The organism is Hymenobacter endophyticus (genome assembly GCF_032464715.1).
Lineage (GTDB): Bacteria > Bacteroidota > Bacteroidia > Cytophagales > Hymenobacteraceae > Hymenobacter > Hymenobacter endophyticus.
The window spans coordinates 188586-208724 of record NZ_JAWDJT010000003.1 but is presented as its reverse complement, the minus strand read 5'-3'; the positions used below and the strand labels follow the sequence as shown (position 1 = coordinate 208724).

The window sequence follows — 20139 nt, the reverse complement described above, 5'->3', positions numbered from 1 at the left end:
GGTGTTTGACTAAGCGCGGGCGTCGATGCTTACGTAGTCACGTTCCGTTTCGCCGGTGTAGATCTGGCGGGGGCGGCCGATGGGCTCCTTGTTCTCGCGCATCTCCTTCCACTGGGCAATCCAGCCGGGCAGGCGGCCCAGGGCGAACATCACCGTGAACATCTCGGTTGGGATGCCCAGGGCTTTGTAGATGATGCCGGAGTAGAAGTCAACGTTGGGGTAGAGCTTGCGCTGGATGAAATACTCATCGGTCAGGGCAGCCTGCTCCAGCTCCTGGGCAATCTTCAACAAGGGGCTATCCTGCAAGCCGAGGGCGGTTAGCACTTCGTCGGCAGCCTTCTTAATGATTTTGGCGCGGGGGTCGAAGTTTTTGTACACGCGGTGGCCGAAGCCCATGAGGCGGAAGGAGTCATTCTTATCCTTGGCCTTGGCAATGAACTTGCTGGTGTCGCCGCCGTCCTGCTCAATGGCCTCCAGCATTTCTACCACCTCTTGGTTGGCACCGCCGTGCAGCGGGCCCCACAGGGCGTTGATACCGGCCGATACCGAGCCGTACAGGCTGGCGTTGGCCGAGCCCACCAAACGAACCGTGGAGGTCGAGCAGTTCTGCTCGTGGTCGGCGTGCAGGATAAGCAGCTTGTTGAGGGCGCTTACTACCACTGGGTCGATGTCGTACTTCTCCGTAGGGAAGCTGAACATCATGTACAGGAAATTGGCGCAGTAGTCGAGGTCATTGCGCGGGTAGTTTAGCGGGTGACCCATGTTGTTTTTGTAGGTCCAGGCCGCAATGGTAGGCATCTTCGCCAGCAGACGAATGATGTTCAACTCCATTTCCTCGGGGCTCAGATCCGGCGACACGCTCTGGGGGTAGAAGCCAGTCAAGGCGCAAATCAGCGAGGATAGGATGGCCATGGGATGAGTAGCCGACGGGAACCCGTCGAAAATCTTCCGCATGTCCTCGTGTACCAGCGTGTGCTTGGTGATTTGGCCCGAGAAGTCCTTCAGCTCCGCCTCGGTGGGCAGCTTGCCATAAATCAGCAGGTAGGCCACTTCCAGGAAGCTCGATTTCTCCGCCAGCTGCTCAATCGGATAACCACGGTAGCGCAGAATGCCTTCCTCGCCGTCCAGGAACGTGATGGCGCTCTTGGTGGCGCCGGTGTTCTTGTAGCCCGAGTCGAGGGTCACGTAACCGGACTGGTCGCGCAGCTTGCCAATGTCAAAGGCTTTTTCGTGCTCGGTGCCTTCAATGACGGGAAGAGAGAAGGATTTCCCGTCGAGGATCAGTTCAGCAGATTCTGCCATAAATGTGGAGTGAAGGGTGGGTTGTAGGGCGAAACTAAAGAATAACCGGACAGCCGGAAACCCCGTGAGAGTTTGATGCCTATACTACAACTTGGCCCAGGTTGTTGTTTGAGATGGGGAAAGCGCAAAGAAAGGGCCCCCCGCTTAAAAGTTTGGCATATCGGGCAAGGTTTTTCCTCGACAGTGCCGATTATTTGTACCGGTAACGATGCCAGGAGGCCAAGCGGATTTATTTGCCAATGCAGAATTGTGTGAAGATGCTGGTGAGCAGGTCGTCGTTGCTGATTTCGCCGGTTATCTGACCCAGCGCTGCCAGGGCGTGGCGCAGGTCGGCAGCCAGTAACTCGGTGCCCGCGCCTATGCTCAGGCCCGTTAGCACGGCATCGAGATGCTGAGCGGCCTGCTCCAGGCTTTGGGCATGGCGCAGGTTGGTTACGATGGTACTGGCCCCGGTTCGGTCCAAGCCTTCACCGCGCACTTTGGCCAGCAGGGTTTCGCGCAACTCATCCAGTCCGTCACCACGGGAGGCGGCAATCAACACCGTGTCGGGGTAGTGCTGGAAAGCCAACAGTTCAGGGTCGGAGGCTACATCGAGCTTGTTGCCCACGGCTAGTACGGGTGTACCAGCGGGCAAAGCCAGAGCTTGAACCTCTGCTTCAAGCTGAGCGGGAGTAGTTGCCGTGATATCAAATAGATATACAACTAAAGCGGCTTGCTGAACCCGCTTGCGGGTGCGCTCAACCCCAATGGACTCTACCACGTCAGTGGTATCACGCAGCCCGGCTGTGTCCACAAACCGGAACCGGATACCGTCGATGCTGACTTCGTCCTCAATCAGGTCGCGAGTGGTGCCAGCCACCTCCGATACGATGGCGCGCTCCTCGTTGAGCAGAGCGTTGAGCAGAGTGCTTTTGCCGGCGTTGGGGCGGCCAGCAATAACGGTAGTGACGCCGTTTTTGATGACGTTGCCCAACTCAAAGGAGCGCAGCAGACGGCGCACCAGCTGCTGTACTTCTTGCAGAAGCTGTACCAACCCGGTGCGGTCAGCAAACTCCACGTCTTCTTCTCCAAAATCCAGCTCCAGCTCCAACAGCGCGGCAAACTGCACCAGCCGACCCCGGAGGTCTTTCAGTTCCTGAGAAAAGCCGCCGCGCATCTGTTGCAAAGCTACTTGGTGCGAGAGGGCCGAATCGGCGGCAATCAGGTCGGCTACGGCCTCGGCCTGGGCCAGATCGAAGGCTCCGTGCAGAAAAGCGCGCTTGGTAAACTCGCCGGCCTCCGCCAAACGGGCCCCCCGCCGGGTCAGTAGCGCCATTACTTCCTGCACGATGTAGTCGGAGCCATGAGTACTGATTTCGACCACGTCCTCGCGGGTATAGGAGTGCGGCCCCCGAAACAGCGATACCACCACCTCATCCAGAATTCGCGCTCCGTCGCGCACGGTACCGTAGTGCAGGGTGTGGCCGGGCTGGTCGCGCAGGCGTTTGCCGGCAAATACTTCATCAGTGAGCCGCACGGCATCGGGGCCGGAGAGGCGGATAAGGGCAATGGCCCCGGCGCCGGGCGGCGTGGACAAGGCAATGATGGTATCGGTGAGGGAAACGGGAAGAGCTAGGGCCACAGCACGAAGGAAATGATGCAGGCGCAAAGGTAGCGCTATCCGGGCAGGCGGTGCCAGGGCTCATTGCGCCAACCGCCTGCCCGGCCAAGACGAGGATGCTGGCTGGGCCTCCGGAGGTGTAACTCCCGCCTCCCTGTCTTACCTGAAACAATAGAAGCTATCTGCCTAATCGGTAACCAATAAGTTGCGGCTTACCTCAGCAGAAACCAGGTATTTAATCTCGTTGTTTATTCTGATTTCTAACGAATTATCAAATGTAACTTTATCTACTACTTCAATGTCAGTGCCCAAATTTACCCCCACTTTATCCAAGTATTGCAGGAAGGAAGCGGAAGTATTTTTAACGGCAATTACCCGGCCTTGCTCACCCGGGCGCAGGTCGGAAAGCAGGCGGTGCTGGGGGCGGTGCAGCACACCGTCGGCCGTCGGGATAGGGTCACCGTGGGGGTCGAGTTGGGGAAAGCCCAGAAACTCATCGAGGCGGCGTACCAATAGGTCAGAGTCGATGTGCTCCATCTGCTCGGCCACATCGTGCACCTCGTCCCAGTTGAAGCCTAGGTGCTGCACCAGGAATACCTCCCACAGCCGGTGCTTGCGGATGGTGAGCAGCGCCAGCCGTCGGCCTTCCTGGGTGAGCGTAACGCCCCGGTAGCGGGTGTAGTGCAGCAGGCCTTTTTCACCCAGGCGGCGCAGCATGTCAGTAACCGAGGCAGGACGGGTCTGCAGTTCATCGGCCACACTGTTGGTACTGACCTCGGTGCCGGGTTGGGCCTCGGCCAGCTTGTAAACGGCTTTCAGGTAGTTTTCCTCGGTGTAGCTAGGCATTGGGTTGAATTAAGAATTACGAATTAAGAATTAAAAATTGAGGTGGCCAACGCGGACGATATGGCCCGGTTAGTCACCCCATTTTTAATTCTCAATTTTTAATTGACCAGTGCCTACCACTTAATCAAGGCGGAAGCCCAGGTGAAGCCAGAGCCGAAGGCCGCCAGGCACACCAAGTCGCCACGCTTGATGCGGCCTTCCTGCACGGCTTCGCTTAGGGCGATGGGTACGGAAGCCGCCGTTGTGTTACCATAGCGCTGAATATTGCTGAAGATCTTCTCATCCGGCAAGCCCATTTTCTGCTGCACGTACTGCGTAATGCGCAGGTTGGCCTGGTGCGGAATCAGCATGTCGATGTCCTGGGGCTGGTAGCCGTTTTGGTCGAGGGCCTCCTTGATAACCTGGGGGAAGCGTACTACTGCGTGCTTGAACACGTTCTGGCCGTTCATGTAAGGATACATGTCTAGGTGGTTCTCGACCACATAGTCTACCCGGTTGTTGCGGTTGGAGCCGGGCTCTTTCACAATCAGCTCCTCGGCGTGCTCACCTTGGGAGTGCAGGTGGGTGCTCAGGATGCCGTGTCCTTCCTGAGTGCTGGGCCGCAGCACTACCGCGCCGGCACCATCCCCAAAAATGACCGATACGGCCCGTCCCCGGGTGCTGATATCGAGGCCCGAGGAGTGAATTTCAGAGCCCACCACCAGTACCGTATCATACATGCCGGTCTTGATGAACTGATCAGCCATGCTTAGGGCGTATACGAAGCCGGAGCACTGGTTGCGGACATCAAAGGCCGGAATAGGAGCGGCAATGCCTAATTCGCGCTGGAGCAATACCCCGGAGCCCGGAAAGAAATAATCAGGCGACAACGTGGCAAACACAATCATCTGCACATCGTTGGGCGTGAGGCCCGCCATTTCCAAGGCTTTGCGGGAGGCATTGGCGGCCATGTTGGCGGTGGTATCCTTGCCTTCCTCAAACCAGCGCCGCTCCCGGATGCCGGTGCGTTCCTGAATCCACTCGTCGGTGGTATCAATGAGGTGAGTTAGGTCGGCGTTAGTTACCACTCGGTCGGGCACATAATGGCCAACGCCGGCAATTTCAGAGTGTCGGAGAGAGTTGCTCATGAGTAGGGGAATTTACGGGCAGGGCAGTTACTGAATGGGAGAGCCGAAGGTAGAAAAAATCGGTGCCCTGCTCCGTAAACGGGCCGCAAAGGTCGGTAGTTACCCAATAGAATCCATAAGGTGGAGCAACTTTCCTGCTTCGCTGCTCCACAGGGCACCCGAAGGTGGCCCAGCGGAGTAGAAAAGCGCATTCTGCAACTGCCAGGCCAGCCCCGGTGCGGAAGGATAGTCGCTTTGCTGAAAGTCGAAGACGATGCCAGCTTCGGCGTCGGTTACCAGCGGCACCCACAGCGGATTGGGTGGTAGCACTACGGGTAAGGCATTGGCCTGATATTCGAACAGCTTCGTGGGCACGCACCGGGCCGTGCTGGGATGAGGCCGGTAGGGCAGCAGCCCCACATGGCTCCGCCGGATTTCTGCCACCACTTCAGCGTGCGGCACCAGCTCGGGGCCGCCGCGTAGCGTGAGGGCCTGGGGGGCGGCCTCCACGGCGGCTTGCAGGCGCGCCAGCAGGCCCGGCTGCTGACATGCTCCAATAATGGTCAGGTGAGCCTGGGGCCAAGCCTCCCGCAAATGCAACGCAAACCGAATAGCCTCCCACACGCCGTTCAGCTCCGAAATGGTACCGGAATACAGCAGCCGCAGCGGCTCCGAAACAGCTGGTAGGCGGCGCGGGTACGGGGGCGGCGCGCCATCATAGGGCTGGTACTTGTTCTCGAGGATCAGGGTGCGAACCTTGGCGGCAAAAGGCAGCTCCTCGGCGTAGCTGCGTTCCGCCAGCAGAACGGCCGACGCCCGGCGGGCAGCCTGGCTTTCGAGGTGGCGCACCAGCCCGGCCAGCAGCCCTCTGGCCCAGGCCGGGTACACGGCCTGGGTCTGAATATTAAGCGCATAGTTTTCCCGCACATCATACACGAAGCGGCAGCCAGGGCTCCAAAGCTGCCAGAGCACCGTTAGCGGCAGTAGCTCGGGGGCGTGTACCACCACTACCTGGGGCCGGAGCCGGCGCAGCAGTTGCCAGTAGCGCCCCTGAGCCAGCAGCCGGGCCAGGCTCAGGCGGGAGCCGTGGAGTAAGGCGTGCGTGTACAGGTTGGGCGGCAGTTGGGCCGGGCGCGGCGCCCAACGTCCGGCCACGTGCACCTGCGTAGGCCGCCCCCCGGCCAGAGTGCGCCCAAACTTCCCCAGCATCCGGGTATCATCCAGGGGCTTGAGTACGGAGGCCAGTAAAATGGTAAGGGGCGGCAGCATATTGGACGCGAAGATGGTACTTTTGCGCCGCTTGCGTTGTCTGGTTCCGGTGGTCAGGTGTCAGTGTGAACTGAACCGGGGCTACCCGTAGCGGACAACCAGTACCTGACACCCGATAACTCATTTGCATGTCTGAATTACAAACCCTGATTGAAGCGGCCTGGAACGACCGGAGCCTGCTGCAACAACCCGCCACCACCGAGGCCATCCAGCACGTTATTGAAGAGCTCGACAAAGGTCGTTTGCGCGTGGCCCAGCCCGGTGCCACCGAAGGCGCCGATTGGCAGGTGAACGACTGGGTGAAGAAGGCCGTCATCCTGTACTTCCCCATCCGCCAGATGGCAACCATTGAAGTGGGCCCCTTTGAGTTCCGCGACAAGATGAAGCTCAAAAGCAACTATGAGCAGCAGGGCGTGCGCGTGGTGCCCCCGGCCGTTGCCCGTTACGGGGCCTACCTGGCCCCCGGCGTTATCATGATGCCCAGCTACGTGAACATCGGTGCCTGGGTAGGCGAGGGTACTATGGTGGACACCTGGGCTACCGTGGGCTCATGCGCTCAAATTGGGGCCGGCGTGCACCTGAGCGGGGGCGTGGGTATTGGCGGCGTACTGGAGCCGGTGCAGGCCGCCCCGGTTATCGTAGAAGATGGAGCTTTTGTGGGTTCCCGTAGTATTCTGGTAGAAGGTTGCTTTGTGGGGAAAGAGGCCGTTATTGGGGCGGGCGTTACCATCACGGGCAGCACCCGCATCATTGATGTGACCGGCCCCGAGCCCAAAGAGTACCGCGGCTACGTGCCGGCCCGCTCAGTAGTGATTCCGGGTTCCTTGCCCAAGCAGTTCCCCGCCGGCGAGTACCACGTGCCCTGCGCCCTCATCATTGGGCAGCGCAAACCCAGCACCGACCTCAAAACGTCCCTCAACGACGCCCTGCGCGAGCATAACGTGGCAGTGTAATCATATTAGGTTGCCTTTGTAATGAGTGGCCCTGTCGGCTCAGTAGGTAGCTGGCAGGGCCGCTTTGTGTACGCGCTGGCCGCTAAATTGGCAGGAGCGAGGGGCAAAACCAACTATATTCGTAGGAACGCCCAGGCAAATCTGCTAACATTGTAGGCTGCGGCCCTCACCTGTATAATTCCCTGCCGGGCTGCCGGACTATTCTTTCTTTTTGCTTGATGAGTACCCACAAATCTGTTGTTTCGGCCGCTCAGGCCCGCGAGGAAGTGCGCGACTACGTTGCCCAGGAGCTGGGCCTTGACCCCGAAGCCATCCAAACCCGGGTGGCCTTTAACCGGGAACTGCCCTGGGTAGATGGCCGCGCCCGGCCCTGCTTTCTGGTGGAGTGGGCCGAGCCCAATGGCCGCGACGGAGTAGCCATTGCGGGGCCGTATACGCACAACTTCTTCGAATTCAGCCGCGCCGATGCCTATCAGCTAGGGGCCCAGAACGCCTGGCGCCAGCAGCTGCTCAACCTCTACGCCGGCTGCGAGTTGGTAGCCCAGGCCCGCCTTACCCAGCCCCTGACCGATACGCCCGACCCCACGCGCTTGGCTATCATCAAGCAGAGCCTGGAGGAACGGACCAACTGGCGGATTGCGGTAAACGTGTCGTTGCGCGACTTTCTGCGTCTGGGCACTGATGAATACTACATTTTCAACGGTAGCTGGGTCTGGAACCCCAACTACCGCTACTCTCATCTGAAAGGCTTTGTTCCATACGGCGAAAAGACTCTGATGGAACTGCCCAAAAGCGAGTTTCTGCCGGTAAAGAACTTCTCACCCTTCGAGGCTATTCCACCCTTAGGAGAGGACGGCGCTTACCCCGGGGAGCTGGTGAGCTTCATTATTGTGAAGAACAACCAGATTCTGGAAACCCGCGCCCTCGACCTCTACGCCCGCACCCTCATGAACCAGGTAGCTATGTTCTATGCCCTGGGCCGGGAAAATGGCCCCTTCCAGATTGATTTGGTAGAGCAGCAGTAAAAGCAACGGAACCAATCAATAAAAAAGGGCTCTGCGAATAGCAGAGCCCTTTTTTATTGATTGGTACGCGCCGGTTTTTAGCGCACTGAAGCCTTTTCAGTTTTCAGTTTGTCGGCGAAAACCTGCCGTACTTTATCCACTTTCGGCTTTACCACAAACTGGCAGTAAGGCTGCTGCCCGTTCTGATTGTAGTAGTTCTGGTGGTAGTCCTCGGCGGCGTAGAACGTCACGGCCGGTACAATTTCCGTCACGATAGGATTGGGGAAGGCGTGAGCCGCATCGAGCTTCTGCTTATACTCGGCCGCGAGGCGGTGTTGCTCCTCGTTGTGATAAAATACGGCCGAGCGGTACTGGGTGCCGGCGTCGGCTCCCTGGCGGTTGAGAGTAGTCGGGTCGTGGGTTTTCCAGAATACCTCCAGCAGCTCCGCGAAGCTGATAACGCTGGGGTCGTAAGTAATCTGGGCTACCTCGGCGTGGCCCGTGAGGCCACTGCACACTTCCTTGTAGGTGGGGTTGGCAATGCGGCCGCCCATGTAGCCAGACACTACTTTTTCGACGCCTTTAAGGTCCTGAAAAACGGCTTCGACGCACCAGAAGCAGCCGGCGCCAAATGTTGCCTGTTCCATTCGAGTTGATTTCTTGGTAGAGGTGGAGGGAGAGGGTTTTTGGGCGAAGGCCGCTGTGAGCAGGCCCACACTCACTAACACCGTTGTAATAGCTCGTAGCATACGGGTATAAGGCTTTTACGGTGAAAAAGGTTTAACCCAAACGCTCAACAATACAGGCCCTCCGGCTTAGGCCCAGTACCCCGCGTAGCTAGGTGCCTGGTCCTGAACCGGAGGGCCTGAATGAAAGGGCCGCTGCAGGAAAAAAATTATTTCGTAAAGCGCTCAGCTACTACTAGCTCTTTGGTGCCGTGGCTCCAGGTATAGAACCCTTCGCCCGACTTCACGCCTAGGCGGCCGGCCGTTACCATGTTCACCAGCAAAGGGCAGGGAGCGTATTTGGGGTTGCCCAGGCCCTCGTGCAGCACCCGCAGGATAGCCAGACACACATCCAATCCAATGAAATCGGCCAGCTGCAGGGGCCCCATCGGGTGGGCCATGCCCAGCTTCATCACGGTGTCAATTTCCTCTACGCCGGCCACGCCCTCAAACAGCGAATAGATGGCCTCATTAATCATGGGCATGAGGATGCGGTTGGCCACAAAACCGGGGTAGTCGTTGACCTCGGTGGGTGTTTTGCCCAACCGCCGCGATAGTTCCATTACCTGCGCCGTTACCTCGTCGGAAGTAGCGTAGCCCCGGATGACCTCCACCAGCTTCATCACCGGAACCGGGTTCATAAAGTGCATACCAATTACCTGAGAAGGACGCTTGGTAACGGCCGCAATTTTGGTGATGGAAATAGAAGAGGTGTTAGAGGCCAGAATAGCCGAGGCGGGCGCGTGCTGGTCCAGCTCCCGGAAGATGTTCAGCTTAAGCTCCACATTCTCGGTGGCGGCTTCCACCACTAGCTCGGCATTGCGCACGCCCTCGGCAATGCTGGTAAAGGAAACCAAGCGGCCCAGCGTTGCCGTTTTGTCTTCCGCTGAAAGGCTGCCTTTGCTTACCTGCCGGTCCAGGTTTTTGTTGATGGTGGCCATGCCCTTATCCAGGGCTGCTTGGTTAACGTCAATCAGGGAGACTGAAAATCCGTGTTGGGCAAACACGTGGGCAATACCATTGCCCATAGTGCCCGAGCCGATAACAGCTACGTGGTGCATATGCAGAAAACAAAAGGGTGGGAAAAGACCTGCACTTCAGGCCTGGGTGGCTGCAAAGCTACGCCGAAACTCGGCCTGCCCAAGCGGCCGGCTGGCATGTAGTAGCGTGGTGGTGTATAGTTTTTTTTAAATACTGAAAACACCATTTGCAGCCCGTAAAGCGGCTTTAGCGCAACTAATTTGGGTCAGTACGAAAAAAAGCTAATGGGTTTTTAAACCTTTTGCCGGAAGTGCCGCGTACAAAACCGCAGATCGGCTTCCGAATCCAGTTCACCCAGTTCGCTCGGAAATCGATTCATTTCTCTCCCTTTTCACCAACTCTCTCCTCACCATCATGGGTAATCTACTGTATATCATCGCCGTAATTCTGATCATCATCTGGGCCCTGGGCTACTTTGGTGTAATGGGTGCCGGCATGCAGGGCAACAACCTGATTCACATTTTGCTGGTAATTGCTATTATCGCCATTCTGCTGCGCGTGATTCGCGGCGGCCGGGTAGTATAGCTGGCGCCATTTCCACGCTAGTAGGTGGAAATCAAAATCCAAAAAACACAAAAAGCCCCTCTCATGACATGAGCGGGGCTTTTTGTGTAATATCCTACCGTTAAACGGATATCTACTTAAGATCAAACAGGAAGCTAAAGCGAATAACGGGCTGCCCGTAGATGTCGTTGATGCCGTCGTTGAAGTTGTAGAGCACTACAATGTCGGCGGCGGCCCGGTCACTGAAACGGTTGCGGTAGCCAGCCCCGGCCAGGGGCGTGCGCACCGTAAGCTTGCCGGGGTAGAGGTAGCCGGTGCTCGGGTCTTGGAACAGTACTTCTGCTTTGGTTACCTCGTATTCGGCATGCAGAAAAAACTGCTTGTACACGATGTACTGCGCGAAAGCTTTTAAGCCCAAGCTGTTGGTTTTGATGCTCTGGAAGCCCCGGGCAGAGTAGCTGTTATAAGCGTAGGAAATACCCGGACCCGCTGCAAACTTCTCCGTAAACCGGTAGCCGATGGCAGGAGCAATGCTGCCGCTAAATTGGCTGTAGCCGCCGTAGCTGCTGAAGCCCAACCCGAAATTGGTGTACAGGAAATACTTCCGCAATGGCGGCGGCGGGGCCGCCACGCCCGGCCGTTCTGGCAAACTCAGCCCCGACGGTCGGTTTGGGTCGTAGGGCATGTTGGAGGCCGGTACGTTGGGGTCGGGCGCAGTTGGAACTGTGGGCGCAGGGGCCGGCTGATACACTGGCTGCTGGGGGCGGGGCGTGGGGGCCGTGCCGGGCGGGGCAGTATTTAACTGCGGCTTTACCGAGCGGGTGGTATCCGTGGTTTGAGCCGAAACGGTAGGGGCCAGCCCAACCAGGCCGGCCCCACCCATCAGCATCAGAAAAAAGAGTCGTTTCATAATGCCTGCAGTAACGTAATTACGATACCAACTGATACATGCGCTGACGCTGAGCCCGGATGTTTTCATCGGCCAGGTACTCCTCATAGCTCATGCGGCGGTCAATAATACCGTCGGGAGTAAGCTCGATGATGCGGTTGGCCACCGACTGGATTACCTGCAAATCGTGGGAGGCAAATAGCAGCGTGCCGTTGAAATCCCGCAGGGAGTTATCCAGCGCCGTAATGCTTTCCAGGTCCAGGTGGTTCGTCGGGTCGTCGAGTACCAGCACGTTGCCACCTTCCATCATCATCTTGGAGAGCATGCAGCGCACCTTCTCGCCCCCGCTCAGCACGTTCGACTTCTTCTGCGACTCCTCACCCGAGAACAGCATCCGGCCCAGAAAGCCCCGGATAAACGATTCGTCTTTTTCGGTGCTGTACTGGCGCAGCCAATCCACCAGGTTCAGGTTGGTATCGAAGAACTCGGTGTTTTCCTTGGGGAAGTAGCTGGGCGTGATAGTGGTACCCCATTTGAAGTCACCGGTATCAGCTTTAATCTGCTCAAACAGGACGTCAAACAGGAGGGATGCCGCCCGGTCGTCGCGGCTGATGATGGCCACCTTGTCCTTTTTATCCAGGGAGAAGGACACATTGCGAAAAACCACCTGCCCATCAACCGATTTGCTGAGGTTCTCCACCGTGAGCAGCTGGTTGCCAGCTTCCCGCTCCGGTTTGAAAGCAATGTACGGGTACTTGCGAGAGCTGGGCTTAATTTCCTCCAAGGTCAGCTTTTGCAGCAGTTTCTGGCGGGAAGTGGCCTGCTTGGATTTGGAGGCGTTGGCCGAGAAGCGGCGCACGAATTCTTCCAGCTCTTTGCGCTTGTCCTCCGTTTTCTTGTTTACCTCCTGGCGCTGGCGCAGGGCCAACTGGCTGCTCTCGTACCAGAACGAGTAGTTGCCGGGGTACATGGTGATTTTTGAGAAGTCGAGGTCGGCCATGTAGTTACACACCGCATCGAGAAAGTGACGGTCGTGGCTTACTACAATCACCGTGTTCTGGAAGGAGTCGAGGAAGTTTTCCAGCCACAATACCGTTTCCGCATCCAAGCCGTTGGTCGGTTCGTCCAGCAGCAGTACATCGGGGTTACCGAACAGAGCTTGAGCTAGCAGTACGCGCACCTTATCGGAAGTGCCCAAATCGGCCATCAAGGTTTGGTGCTTGTCTTCGCCGATGCCCAGGCCGGAAAGCAGTTCGGCGGCTTCGTACTCAGCGTTCCAGCCCTCCAGATCAGCAAACTCACCTTCCAGCTCCGCAGCCCGCTCCCCGTCGGCATCCGAGAAATCGGCTTTGGCGTAGAGGGCATCTTTCTCCTCCATTACCTTCCACAGGCGCGTGTGGCCCATAATTACGGTTTGGAGTACCGGGAAGGCATCGGCCGCAAACTGATCCTGCTTCAGCACCGAGAGGCGGGCGCCCTTAGGCATGTCCACCGAGCCGGTGTTAGGCTCAATCTCGCCCGACAGGATCTTGAGAAACGTGGATTTGCCGGCCCCGTTGGCTCCAATGAGGCCGTACACGTTGCCGGGCATGAATTTGATGGTAACGTCTTCAAACAGAACGCGCTTACCGTAGCGCAGACTTACGTTGGAGGTGCTGATCATATAAAAAGTAAGGCCAAAAATCTTTGAAAAGGGCAGCCAAAAGCTAACCAGCCGCAAAAGTACGCAAAATGGTCTGCCCAACCGGAATAGGAGGCCAGTACCCGAAAAAAAACGGCTGATTTCACAACCGGTTCGCCCTCAAGCTGGTATAGAAGCAAGGGTAGAAGTCAGGTCGGGAAAAGTGCGGCAGTTAGCAGACCCCAAGAAACAGTCCAGCAGCTCCACTTGGTTCCGGCCCGAGTCTCACCCTGGTTTCTCTTTCATCACAACCCTTCTCCTTTTTGTATGGCAACTACTCACATTACGCCCGAAACCAACGGTGTCCGCTACGGTCTGTTCACGGCCGGGGGTATTATCCTGTACTTTCTGATAGCCTCCCTCTTCGGGTTGGCTGAACGGATTGAGCTGAGCTTTTTAAACGGTATTATTCTCGCAGTTGGCATCTGCATGGCCATTGTGAACTACAAGAACTCCCGGCACGGGCGCATGCCTTACCTGCACGGGTTTGGCACCGGTATTATCACTGGGGCTGTGGCCGCTATTGTCTTTGGCCTCTTCTTCATCGTGTACGCAGGCGTGCTGAACCGCCACATCATGGACGGCATCCGGGCCCAAGACTTGTTCGGATTTGATCTGTCCGTCACCATTGCCTTCTTAGCCATTATTCTGCAAGGTGCTATGTCGGGGGTCATCATCTCGCTGATTGCCATGCAATACTACAAGAGCCCCGACCATAAGCCGCTGACCGGACTGGAGTAGTGCCTACTACCCCCAAGGCCGCCTGCACCAAATTTTCATCTTTGGTTTGGGCGGCCTTAGGCTTTCTCAACTTTGCTACATTGCTATATATAGTGTTTTACTTGTAAATAGTTTAACAAAACTTAGTGAGGCAACTTGCTTTTATGAATAAAATAGTATTAATTTGTATAAATACGTAGCTCGAGCAGTGGAATTTTATTTAGGTAAAATTGGTTTTGCTTCTCAACTACACCTATTTGTTTTCCGCACCTGCTGCTTTCCAACCGTTTATGAAAGCTTTTTTTGTCCTCCTAGTCCTTATTGGACTTAGTTTTGGGGCTCAGGCCCAAATGAAAGACCGGCACGCTGAGCGTCCTGGACCTCCAGAATACTTTTCGGCTCAGGCAGAAGAGGTAACCCGCTTAATGAGTGACCAACTCCACCTGAACGAAGCACAAATCATTCAGATGCGGGCTATTAACAAAATCAAGCTCTGCCGTGCCGATGAGATTCAATGGCAGTATCAGGACAACCTAGCAGAGCGAAATGCCCACTTGGCTGAATTGGAAACTCAGTTTGAATCGGAATGCAGCCGCATCCTGACGCCTTCTCAACTCAGCCTGCTGCGTGATGATAAGCAGTTAGATGCCGCGCCAATTCCGTTAAACACTACTGAGGGAGGTTTGGGCTAGTTGAGGTACCCTATAAAGGCAGGCGCCGCTTTCCATGCACGGAAAGCGGCGCCTGCCTTTATAGGGTACCTATTATATGAGTCAAAAAGATGTTACGCAGCAGCTCTTTACAGGCAAATAGTAATCTGTGTAGTTGAAAAGTTATATTCTCTATTTACTCAGTACAGGTATTATCAATTCCGTGACGGTGCCCGTAGCCCCGCTTCTGATTAGTAGGCGGTTTTGGGTAGACCGGGGATGGCCAGGGCTGCATTGGGTGCCGGGAGTTACATAGTAGATATACACCTTGTCGCTTTGCTCACCCAATTCTTCCTCGTCAGGGTGGCCCAGCAGAGCGGTTACATCGTTGATTCTGGCCCCGTATATCTCATTTCGGTGCTTTTCAATAACTGGTAGCAACGCTTGGCGCTGGTTATTACACCCATATGCATCGGCGCGCCAAGTAGCAGAATTGAAATCTGGCAAAGTGGGGAGAGAATGGCCGCAGCCAGCCAAAGCAAGGCCAAACGCCAGAAAAGTGGATACCCGACGAGAGAAAAAGGAAACGATTTGCACAGGTAAGTAGTTGAGCGGGACGAGGTTGTTTGAAGCAAAAGTACTATTTTTGGCCAGCCCATAGCAGTGCCACTTGCTCAGGCCCCTTAGTTTTCCTTCGCTCCGACTACTTTAGCCGATGACGAGTTTGCCGACGTTTGCTGCCGGATTATTATTCACCTGCCTTACCAGTTTGCTGCCATTGCGGGCCAGCAGCGGTACTTCAACACTATTTACCGCCCCAATAGCAGCCAAAGACGCGCCAGAACCAATTGTACTGAGTGCGGCAGCGCGAGCTTACTACACAGCCGCCTTTGAGCAACAGATAGTTGCCACCTATACGCAGGCGCGCTTGCTACCAGCTGGGCTTCCATTAGAAACGTTTCGGAAGGCTGTAATTGGTTTTTACAGCTTGCAGCAGCGGGGAGCCATTGCGGCCAGTTGCCACACCTTAACCATTATTGACTTTGGGCGCTCCAGCACGCAGGAGCGTTTCTGGGTTGTGGATATAGCTCAAAACCGTTTGGTACACCGCTCATTGGTGGCCCACGGTAAAAACACCGGCGCCGATTACGCCCGTACTTTTTCAAACCGGGAGGGCTCCGAAATGAGTAGCTTAGGCTTTTATGTGACTGGCGAAACCTACCAGGGCAAGCACGGACTTTCCCTGAAGCTGCGCGGCGTGGATGCTGGTTATAACACCAATGCCTTGAGCCGGGCCGTGGTAGTACACGGCGCTGAGTATGTAAGCCAGGATTTTGTGCGGCAACATGGGCGTTTGGGGCGGAGCCAGGGCTGCCCGGCCTTGCCAGTAACTCAGGCACCGGCCATCATTCGTACCATCAAAGGCGGTACAGTGCTGTTTGCCAACGCGCCAGGCAGTGTGCTCTACCACTCAGAGCTGCTCAAGCTGGATCAGGCATTGCTGGCCTTTGCGCAGCTCAAGCATTTAGCAGTAAGCGCCGGGTAATTCTAGCCTTATAACACATGAGCGCCCCGTTCCTGGCCAGCAGGAGCGGGGCGCTCATGTGTTTCTGTTACAGCCCAGAGCGGAGGTTAGGCCCGGTCACTGGTAGTACGTACCAGGTTGATACCGGCAAAGAAGAAAATCAAGCCGACAATGAAGGGCACCAAGGAGTTGACCTTGCTCAGGCCGAGGCCGCCAATACCCAGGAAGGCCATGGCGGCAATGATGATACCGATGATACCGAGAATAGTGAGGATGCTGCCGAAGGTGCGTTTCTGGTTCATGACGTAGAGAGGTTTCGGTGGAGGAGAGAAGCCGCCGGTTGGAGCCGGCGGCCGGGATACGCCCTCATACGAGCCCCGTCAAAATTTGGGTGCGGCCGTCCAGGCAACCCTACTCAAAGCGCCGCGTTACAAGGCCAGACGGGCTTTTTGCCCGGTAAAACTCCCTTCACTCCCTTTCCCTACACTCATCATGCGAGGCAACCTCCGATACATAATCGCCCTGGTGATGGCCGCTTTTGCGTTCATTCCCTACTACTGCAACACCCAGAAGAACGACGTAACCGGCGAAGTACAACACGTGGATATGTCGGCCGATCAGGAAATAGCTCTGGGCTTGCAGGCCGCTCCCGAAATGGCTCAGCAGTATGGCGGTATCCACCCCGATAAGCAGGCCGGTGCGGCTTTGGAGCGTATAGGCCAGCAGGTAGTGCGGAGTACGAAAGCCGGCCAGTCGCCTTACAAGTTTCAATTTCATTTACTGGCCGATGAAAACACGATTAATGCCTTTGCCCTGCCCGGCGGACAGGTGTTTATTACGGCTGGGCTGCTGAAAAACCTGAAGACGGAAGGCCAGGTAGCCGGGGTGCTAGCGCATGAAATTGGCCATGTAGTAGCCCGGCACTCGGCTGAGCAAATTGCTAAATCCCGCCTGACCAGCGGCCTGACCGGAGCCGCCGCCATTGGCCTCTACGACCCGGAGAGGCCCGGCACCGCCGCCAGCGCCGCCGCCGCCGCCATGGTGGGCAAGCTCCTGACTTTACGCTACGGCCGCGAAGATGAGCTGGAAGCCGACCGCCTGGCCGTGGATTTCACCCCGGCTGCTGGCTACGACCCTCGGGCCATGATTCAGGTGATGCAGGTGCTGGAGCGCAACAGCCAAGGCAGCACCCCTCCGGAGTTTCTGAGCACGCACCCCAACCCCGGCAACCGGATTCAGGAGTTGCAGCAGGATATTGCCGCCGACTACCCGCAGGGGCTACCGGCTAATCTGAAGCCCTAGTACTTGTTGTTTTGCCCGCATAGCCAGCCATCTGCTGGCTATGCTTGTTTAGGGCCCCTGGTTTCATTCTAGCTACCATACTCTCTTTCAGCTATGCCTGCTCAGCTTCGGCAACTACTATTTGTACTGAACCCCATTTCCGGCGACATTGATAAAACGGCGTTGGAGGCTACTATTGCCGCGTACTGCACGGAGCGGGGCCGCACAGCTACCTTCTTTCATACCAACGGGCACGATGATCTGGCCCGCCTGCGCCGCCACCTGCAGCAGCCTTACGACGCGGCCTTTGCGGCCGGCGGAGATGGTACTGCCAGCTTGGTAGCCGAGGCCGTCAGTGGTACTTCCGTACCGCTGGGCATCATCCCCCTGGGCTCAGGCAATGGCTTATCCAAGGATTTGGGTATTCCGCAGAATATAGAGGAAGCCCTGCGCCTAACCTGGGACTACTCGCTGCGCACCCTGGATACGCTGCGCGTGGGCGGACTATTTGCTGCTCATTTAGCTGATATTGGTTTCAATGCCCTGATAGTGGAGCGTTTTGACCAGGGTGATGCCCGGGGGGCGGCTGCGTATGTGCGCATTGCCACCCAGGAGTACTCTGCTTATCAACCAGCTACCTACCGCATAGAAACTGACCGGGAAACCTGGGCGGGGGAAGCATTTATGCTGACAATTGCCAACGCCAATACCTTTGGCAGTAATGTGGTTATCAACCCCCAGGGGCAGCTGGACGACGGCAAATTTGAAATCTGTCTGATTGCACCGTTTCCCAATACCGCCGCGCCGGGCTTGCTCTACCGGCTATATACCAGCGACTTCGACGCTTCGGACTATACCAAGCGGCTACAGTGTGAGCGGGCCAGCATTAGCGTACCCGGCGCTACCGAAGTACTGGTACAGCTGGATGGTGAGCCCCACCACCTGCCCAACCCGGTAGAGGTAGAAATCAGGCCTGGTAGCCTGCGGGTGCTAGTGCCGCCCACTGCTGCCCGCTAGCCGCCCAGAAACTGCTCCAGGCGCTTGGGCAGGGCAACCACTGCTGGCTCCACTGCGGGCCTGGGATACAGCCGCAAATGGAAAACCTCCGTTTCGGTACCTGGCTCCAGAGTCCGAAGCCAGGTTTGGTGGGGATAGAAATCAAGGCTGAAAAATCCGGTGTGCTCGTGTACAAAGCTGGCCTGGCCACCCTTCTGCACAAAAGCCGTTTTGCTGCCCGACCCACTCACCAGATAATGCCCGCCGTGCCGCTGAAAGTACTGTAGGTTGTGGTCGTGGCCGGCGGCGTACACTACATCCGGGAAATCGTGGAGTACCCGCAGCAGGCGGCGGCGCATTTTGCGGTAGCGCGGGTGGGCCATGTCCTCGGCCGCACCCACCAGCTTGCGGTACAGCGGTAACAAGGAGCCAATGAGCGGCAACGGCACGTACGCCTGCTTGTGGACTGTAGTGAGTGGAAAAACATGCTGCTTGGCCGTGAATTTGCCGCCATGCAGGGCGTTGGAATAGAGTGGGTGGTGCCCGGCTACCAGCACCCGTTGGTGGCGGTTGGCTTCCAGAATGGAGCGCAACTGCCGGAACGGCTCTTTGGCATCGGCAACGGGCTTGGGCCCCCGCTGCACCCACCATTGCGTGTTTATTACAACCAGCAGCACGCCAGCGGCGAGTTGTAGAGTAACGGGGCCAGGAGCACCGTTTACCGGCAGAAAGTGCGCCGTGGGCAAGTGCTGCTTTACGTAGGCTTCCTGCCGCTGCAAATATTCCCAGCCATCTGGCCGGCCCTTGTTCCAGTCGTGGTTGCCGCCGAGCAGCACCACCTGGCCCTGAAACTGGTTTAAGGCTCCCAGCAACGCGTCGAAACGAGCCTCTGCTTGAGGACGCTTAGCGTGGTCAGGGGCGGGCATACCCACGGGGTAAATGTTGTCGCCGAGGATAATAATAGTGCCGGCTGGGCCGGTTTGCGCCTGCCAAGAAGCCAGCACGTTCAGAACTGGGTCAGAGCCAGAAGTGGCCACGGCACCCGGGTCGCCGAGTAGGGCCACGCGGTGCAAGGGGGCTTCCTGGGGCGGCGGGGCGGCGGCCCAGTTGTTGTGGGCCGGGGCTACGTAGGGACGGCGGCGGTAACGGCGCTCCTGCAGGTAGCGGCGCAGCAGCCACAACAGCAGGGCTCCAACCGCCAGGGCCAGGGCGTAAGCAAAAACGGAAGAAGCCGGCACAAGCAAGAAATTAGTCAGTTAGTGCCTACTACGTAAAGAAGCGGCATGCTGCTGTGCAAGGGCCGGAAAATCCTGCTGCGCCAGGAGAGCTATGAGTAGGCTAGAAGGCTGGCGGAGTCAGGTTTTTGAAGTGGCCGTTAAGCCGTACCCGTTCCTTGAGCCGCTCGGTTTCCTGTAGCACGGGCAGCACAGTTTCCAGATGCGTAAGTACCAGCTGCTGGCGCTCCAACTCAGTAGCAGACTCCAGCAGCTGGTATTCCTGCTCGGTGCTCATGCCCAAGTGGTGGGCCACGTCGTAGGCCCGGAAGTTTTCGGGCAGCTCCAGCAGCAGGCGCTGCAGCCCCAGAATATCATACAACTGCCGGATAAGCTGGCGGGTTTGCTGGTACATCACCAGGTCGGCGGCAGTGTCATCGGGTAGAGGTTCCACGGTGGCGCCGGCGTACAGCTTGCCGGGCAGCTCATGAAAAAACTCCCGCACCCGGAACACCCCCACGGCCTTGGTGCGAATGTCGGTTTCGCCCGAGGCATAGGTTTTCTCAATGTGCAGCAGCTTCATTTCCGTGCCCAGAGTGCTTACGCTCCCGTTGATGTAGGGCGGAATTCCGAAGGTGATACCCTCCTGTACGCAGTCCTGTACCAGTTGCCGGTAGCGGGGCTCGAAGATGTGCAGGTTAAGCTTTTCGCCGGGAAAAACCACCAGATTAAGCGGGAAAAGTGCCAGCTGGCGCATGCGTAGGGTGGGTAAGGATGGGAGCGGAACGCGGAAGAAGGGTAGAGCACCAGAAGCGCCCCACGGCCAATATGCG

General features: G+C 57.1%; 20 protein-coding genes. 8 read left to right on the top strand and 12 right to left on the bottom strand.

The window, feature by feature from the left end; genetic code table 11:
* Positions 1-9: 9 nt before the first annotated feature.
* The 5 genes from ROI90_RS07305 to ROI90_RS07285 form a co-directional block, all read right to left on the bottom strand.
* Positions 10-1302 (bottom strand): citrate synthase, encoded by a 1293-nt coding sequence (locus ROI90_RS07305; RefSeq protein WP_315997675.1) that lies wholly within the window; start codon positions 1300-1302, stop codon positions 10-12.
* 229 nt (positions 1303-1531) lie between these two features.
* Positions 1532-2923 (bottom strand): tRNA uridine-5-carboxymethylaminomethyl(34) synthesis GTPase MnmE, encoded by a 1392-nt coding sequence (gene mnmE, locus ROI90_RS07300; RefSeq protein ID WP_315997674.1) that lies wholly within the window; start codon positions 2921-2923, stop codon positions 1532-1534.
* Positions 2924-3088: 165 nt separating this feature from the next.
* A complete protein-coding gene (locus ROI90_RS07295) occupies positions 3089-3748 on the bottom strand; it encodes a metal-dependent transcriptional regulator (protein ID WP_315997673.1) in 660 nt (219 codons plus the stop codon).
* Between the two features lie 113 nt (positions 3749-3861).
* The gene (locus ROI90_RS07290; RefSeq protein WP_315997672.1) at positions 3862-4875 is read right to left on the bottom strand and encodes a 3-oxoacyl-ACP synthase III family protein; all 1014 of its coding nucleotides are present in this window, start codon (positions 4873-4875) and stop codon (positions 3862-3864) included.
* 99 nt (positions 4876-4974) lie between these two features.
* Positions 4975-6123, bottom strand: coding sequence for a glycosyltransferase family protein (locus tag ROI90_RS07285; protein WP_315997671.1), 1149 nt, complete (start codon positions 6121-6123; stop codon positions 4975-4977).
* A gap of 128 nt (positions 6124-6251) precedes the next feature.
* On the opposite strand from ROI90_RS07285, the gene ROI90_RS07280 reads away from it, so the two are divergent.
* On the top strand, positions 6252-7076 hold the full coding sequence (locus tag ROI90_RS07280; protein ID WP_315997670.1) for a 2,3,4,5-tetrahydropyridine-2,6-dicarboxylate N-succinyltransferase: 825 nt from the start codon (positions 6252-6254) through the stop codon (positions 7074-7076).
* Positions 7077-7294: 218 nt separating this feature from the next.
* On the top strand, positions 7295-8101 hold the full coding sequence (locus ROI90_RS07275; RefSeq protein WP_315997669.1) for a hypothetical protein: 807 nt from the start codon (positions 7295-7297) through the stop codon (positions 8099-8101).
* A gap of 77 nt (positions 8102-8178) precedes the next feature.
* Here the strand turns inward: ROI90_RS07275 and msrA are convergent, their stop codons facing one another.
* Positions 8179-8727 (bottom strand): peptide-methionine (S)-S-oxide reductase MsrA, encoded by a 549-nt coding sequence (msrA, locus tag ROI90_RS07270; protein WP_315997833.1) that lies wholly within the window; start codon positions 8725-8727, stop codon positions 8179-8181.
* A 248-nt stretch (positions 8728-8975) separates the two neighbouring features.
* Positions 8976-9866, bottom strand: a complete 891-nt coding sequence (locus tag ROI90_RS07265; RefSeq protein WP_315997668.1) for a 3-hydroxyacyl-CoA dehydrogenase family protein — start codon at positions 9864-9866, stop codon at positions 8976-8978.
* Between the two features lie 334 nt (positions 9867-10200).
* Between ROI90_RS07265 and ROI90_RS07260 the strand changes: the two genes are divergently transcribed.
* Positions 10201-10371: a lmo0937 family membrane protein gene (locus ROI90_RS07260; protein WP_315997667.1), complete on the top strand. Its 171-nt coding sequence runs from the start codon at positions 10201-10203 to the stop codon at positions 10369-10371.
* 112 nt (positions 10372-10483) lie between these two features.
* Here ROI90_RS07260 and ROI90_RS07255 read toward each other — a convergent pair whose 3' ends face one another.
* Positions 10484-11260, bottom strand: a complete 777-nt coding sequence (locus ROI90_RS07255; RefSeq protein ID WP_315997666.1) for a hypothetical protein — start codon at positions 11258-11260, stop codon at positions 10484-10486.
* A gap of 19 nt (positions 11261-11279) precedes the next feature.
* A complete protein-coding gene (locus ROI90_RS07250; protein ID WP_315997665.1) occupies positions 11280-12902 on the bottom strand; it encodes an ABC-F family ATP-binding cassette domain-containing protein in 1623 nt (540 codons plus the stop codon).
* Between the two features lie 285 nt (positions 12903-13187).
* Here ROI90_RS07250 and ROI90_RS07245 point away from each other — a divergent pair, with 285 nt between their 5' ends.
* The 3 genes from ROI90_RS07245 (at position 13188) to ROI90_RS07235 (ending at position 15836) form a co-directional block, all read left to right on the top strand.
* On the top strand, positions 13188-13661 hold the full coding sequence (locus tag ROI90_RS07245; protein WP_315997664.1) for a DUF4199 domain-containing protein: 474 nt from the start codon (positions 13188-13190) through the stop codon (positions 13659-13661).
* Between the two features lie 236 nt (positions 13662-13897).
* Positions 13898-14332, top strand: coding sequence for a hypothetical protein (locus ROI90_RS07240; protein ID WP_315997663.1), 435 nt, complete (start codon positions 13898-13900; stop codon positions 14330-14332).
* 673 nt (positions 14333-15005) lie between these two features.
* Entirely contained in the window at positions 15006-15836 is an 831-nt protein-coding gene (locus ROI90_RS07235; protein WP_315997662.1) for a murein L,D-transpeptidase catalytic domain family protein, read from the top strand.
* Between the two features lie 86 nt (positions 15837-15922).
* On the opposite strand, the gene ROI90_RS07230 is transcribed toward ROI90_RS07235, so the two are convergent.
* Positions 15923-16117: a hypothetical protein gene (locus ROI90_RS07230; RefSeq protein WP_315997661.1), complete on the bottom strand. Its 195-nt coding sequence runs from the start codon at positions 16115-16117 to the stop codon at positions 15923-15925.
* 190 nt (positions 16118-16307) lie between these two features.
* On the opposite strand from ROI90_RS07230, the gene ROI90_RS07225 reads away from it, so the two are divergent.
* Both ROI90_RS07225 and ROI90_RS07220 read left to right on the top strand, forming a co-directional pair.
* The gene (locus tag ROI90_RS07225) at positions 16308-17117 is read left to right on the top strand and encodes a M48 family metallopeptidase (protein ID WP_315997660.1); all 810 of its coding nucleotides are present in this window, start codon (positions 16308-16310) and stop codon (positions 17115-17117) included.
* Positions 17118-17210: 93 nt separating this feature from the next.
* Positions 17211-18113 (top strand): diacylglycerol/lipid kinase family protein, encoded by a 903-nt coding sequence (locus tag ROI90_RS07220; protein ID WP_315997659.1) that lies wholly within the window; start codon positions 17211-17213, stop codon positions 18111-18113.
* Here the strand turns inward: ROI90_RS07220 and ROI90_RS07215 are convergent.
* Together ROI90_RS07215 and ROI90_RS07210 are read right to left on the bottom strand one after the other, a co-directional pair.
* Positions 18110-19330 carry a metallophosphoesterase gene (locus ROI90_RS07215; protein WP_315997658.1) on the bottom strand — a complete coding sequence of 407 codons (1221 nt, stop codon included), beginning with the start codon at positions 19328-19330 and terminating at the stop codon, positions 18110-18112. The genes ROI90_RS07220 and ROI90_RS07215 overlap by 4 nt on opposite strands.
* 100 nt (positions 19331-19430) lie before the next feature.
* Complete coding sequence (locus ROI90_RS07210; RefSeq protein ID WP_315997657.1) at positions 19431-20063, bottom strand: LON peptidase substrate-binding domain-containing protein; 633 nt, start codon at positions 20061-20063, stop codon at positions 19431-19433.
* Positions 20064-20139: the final 76 nt, after the last annotated feature.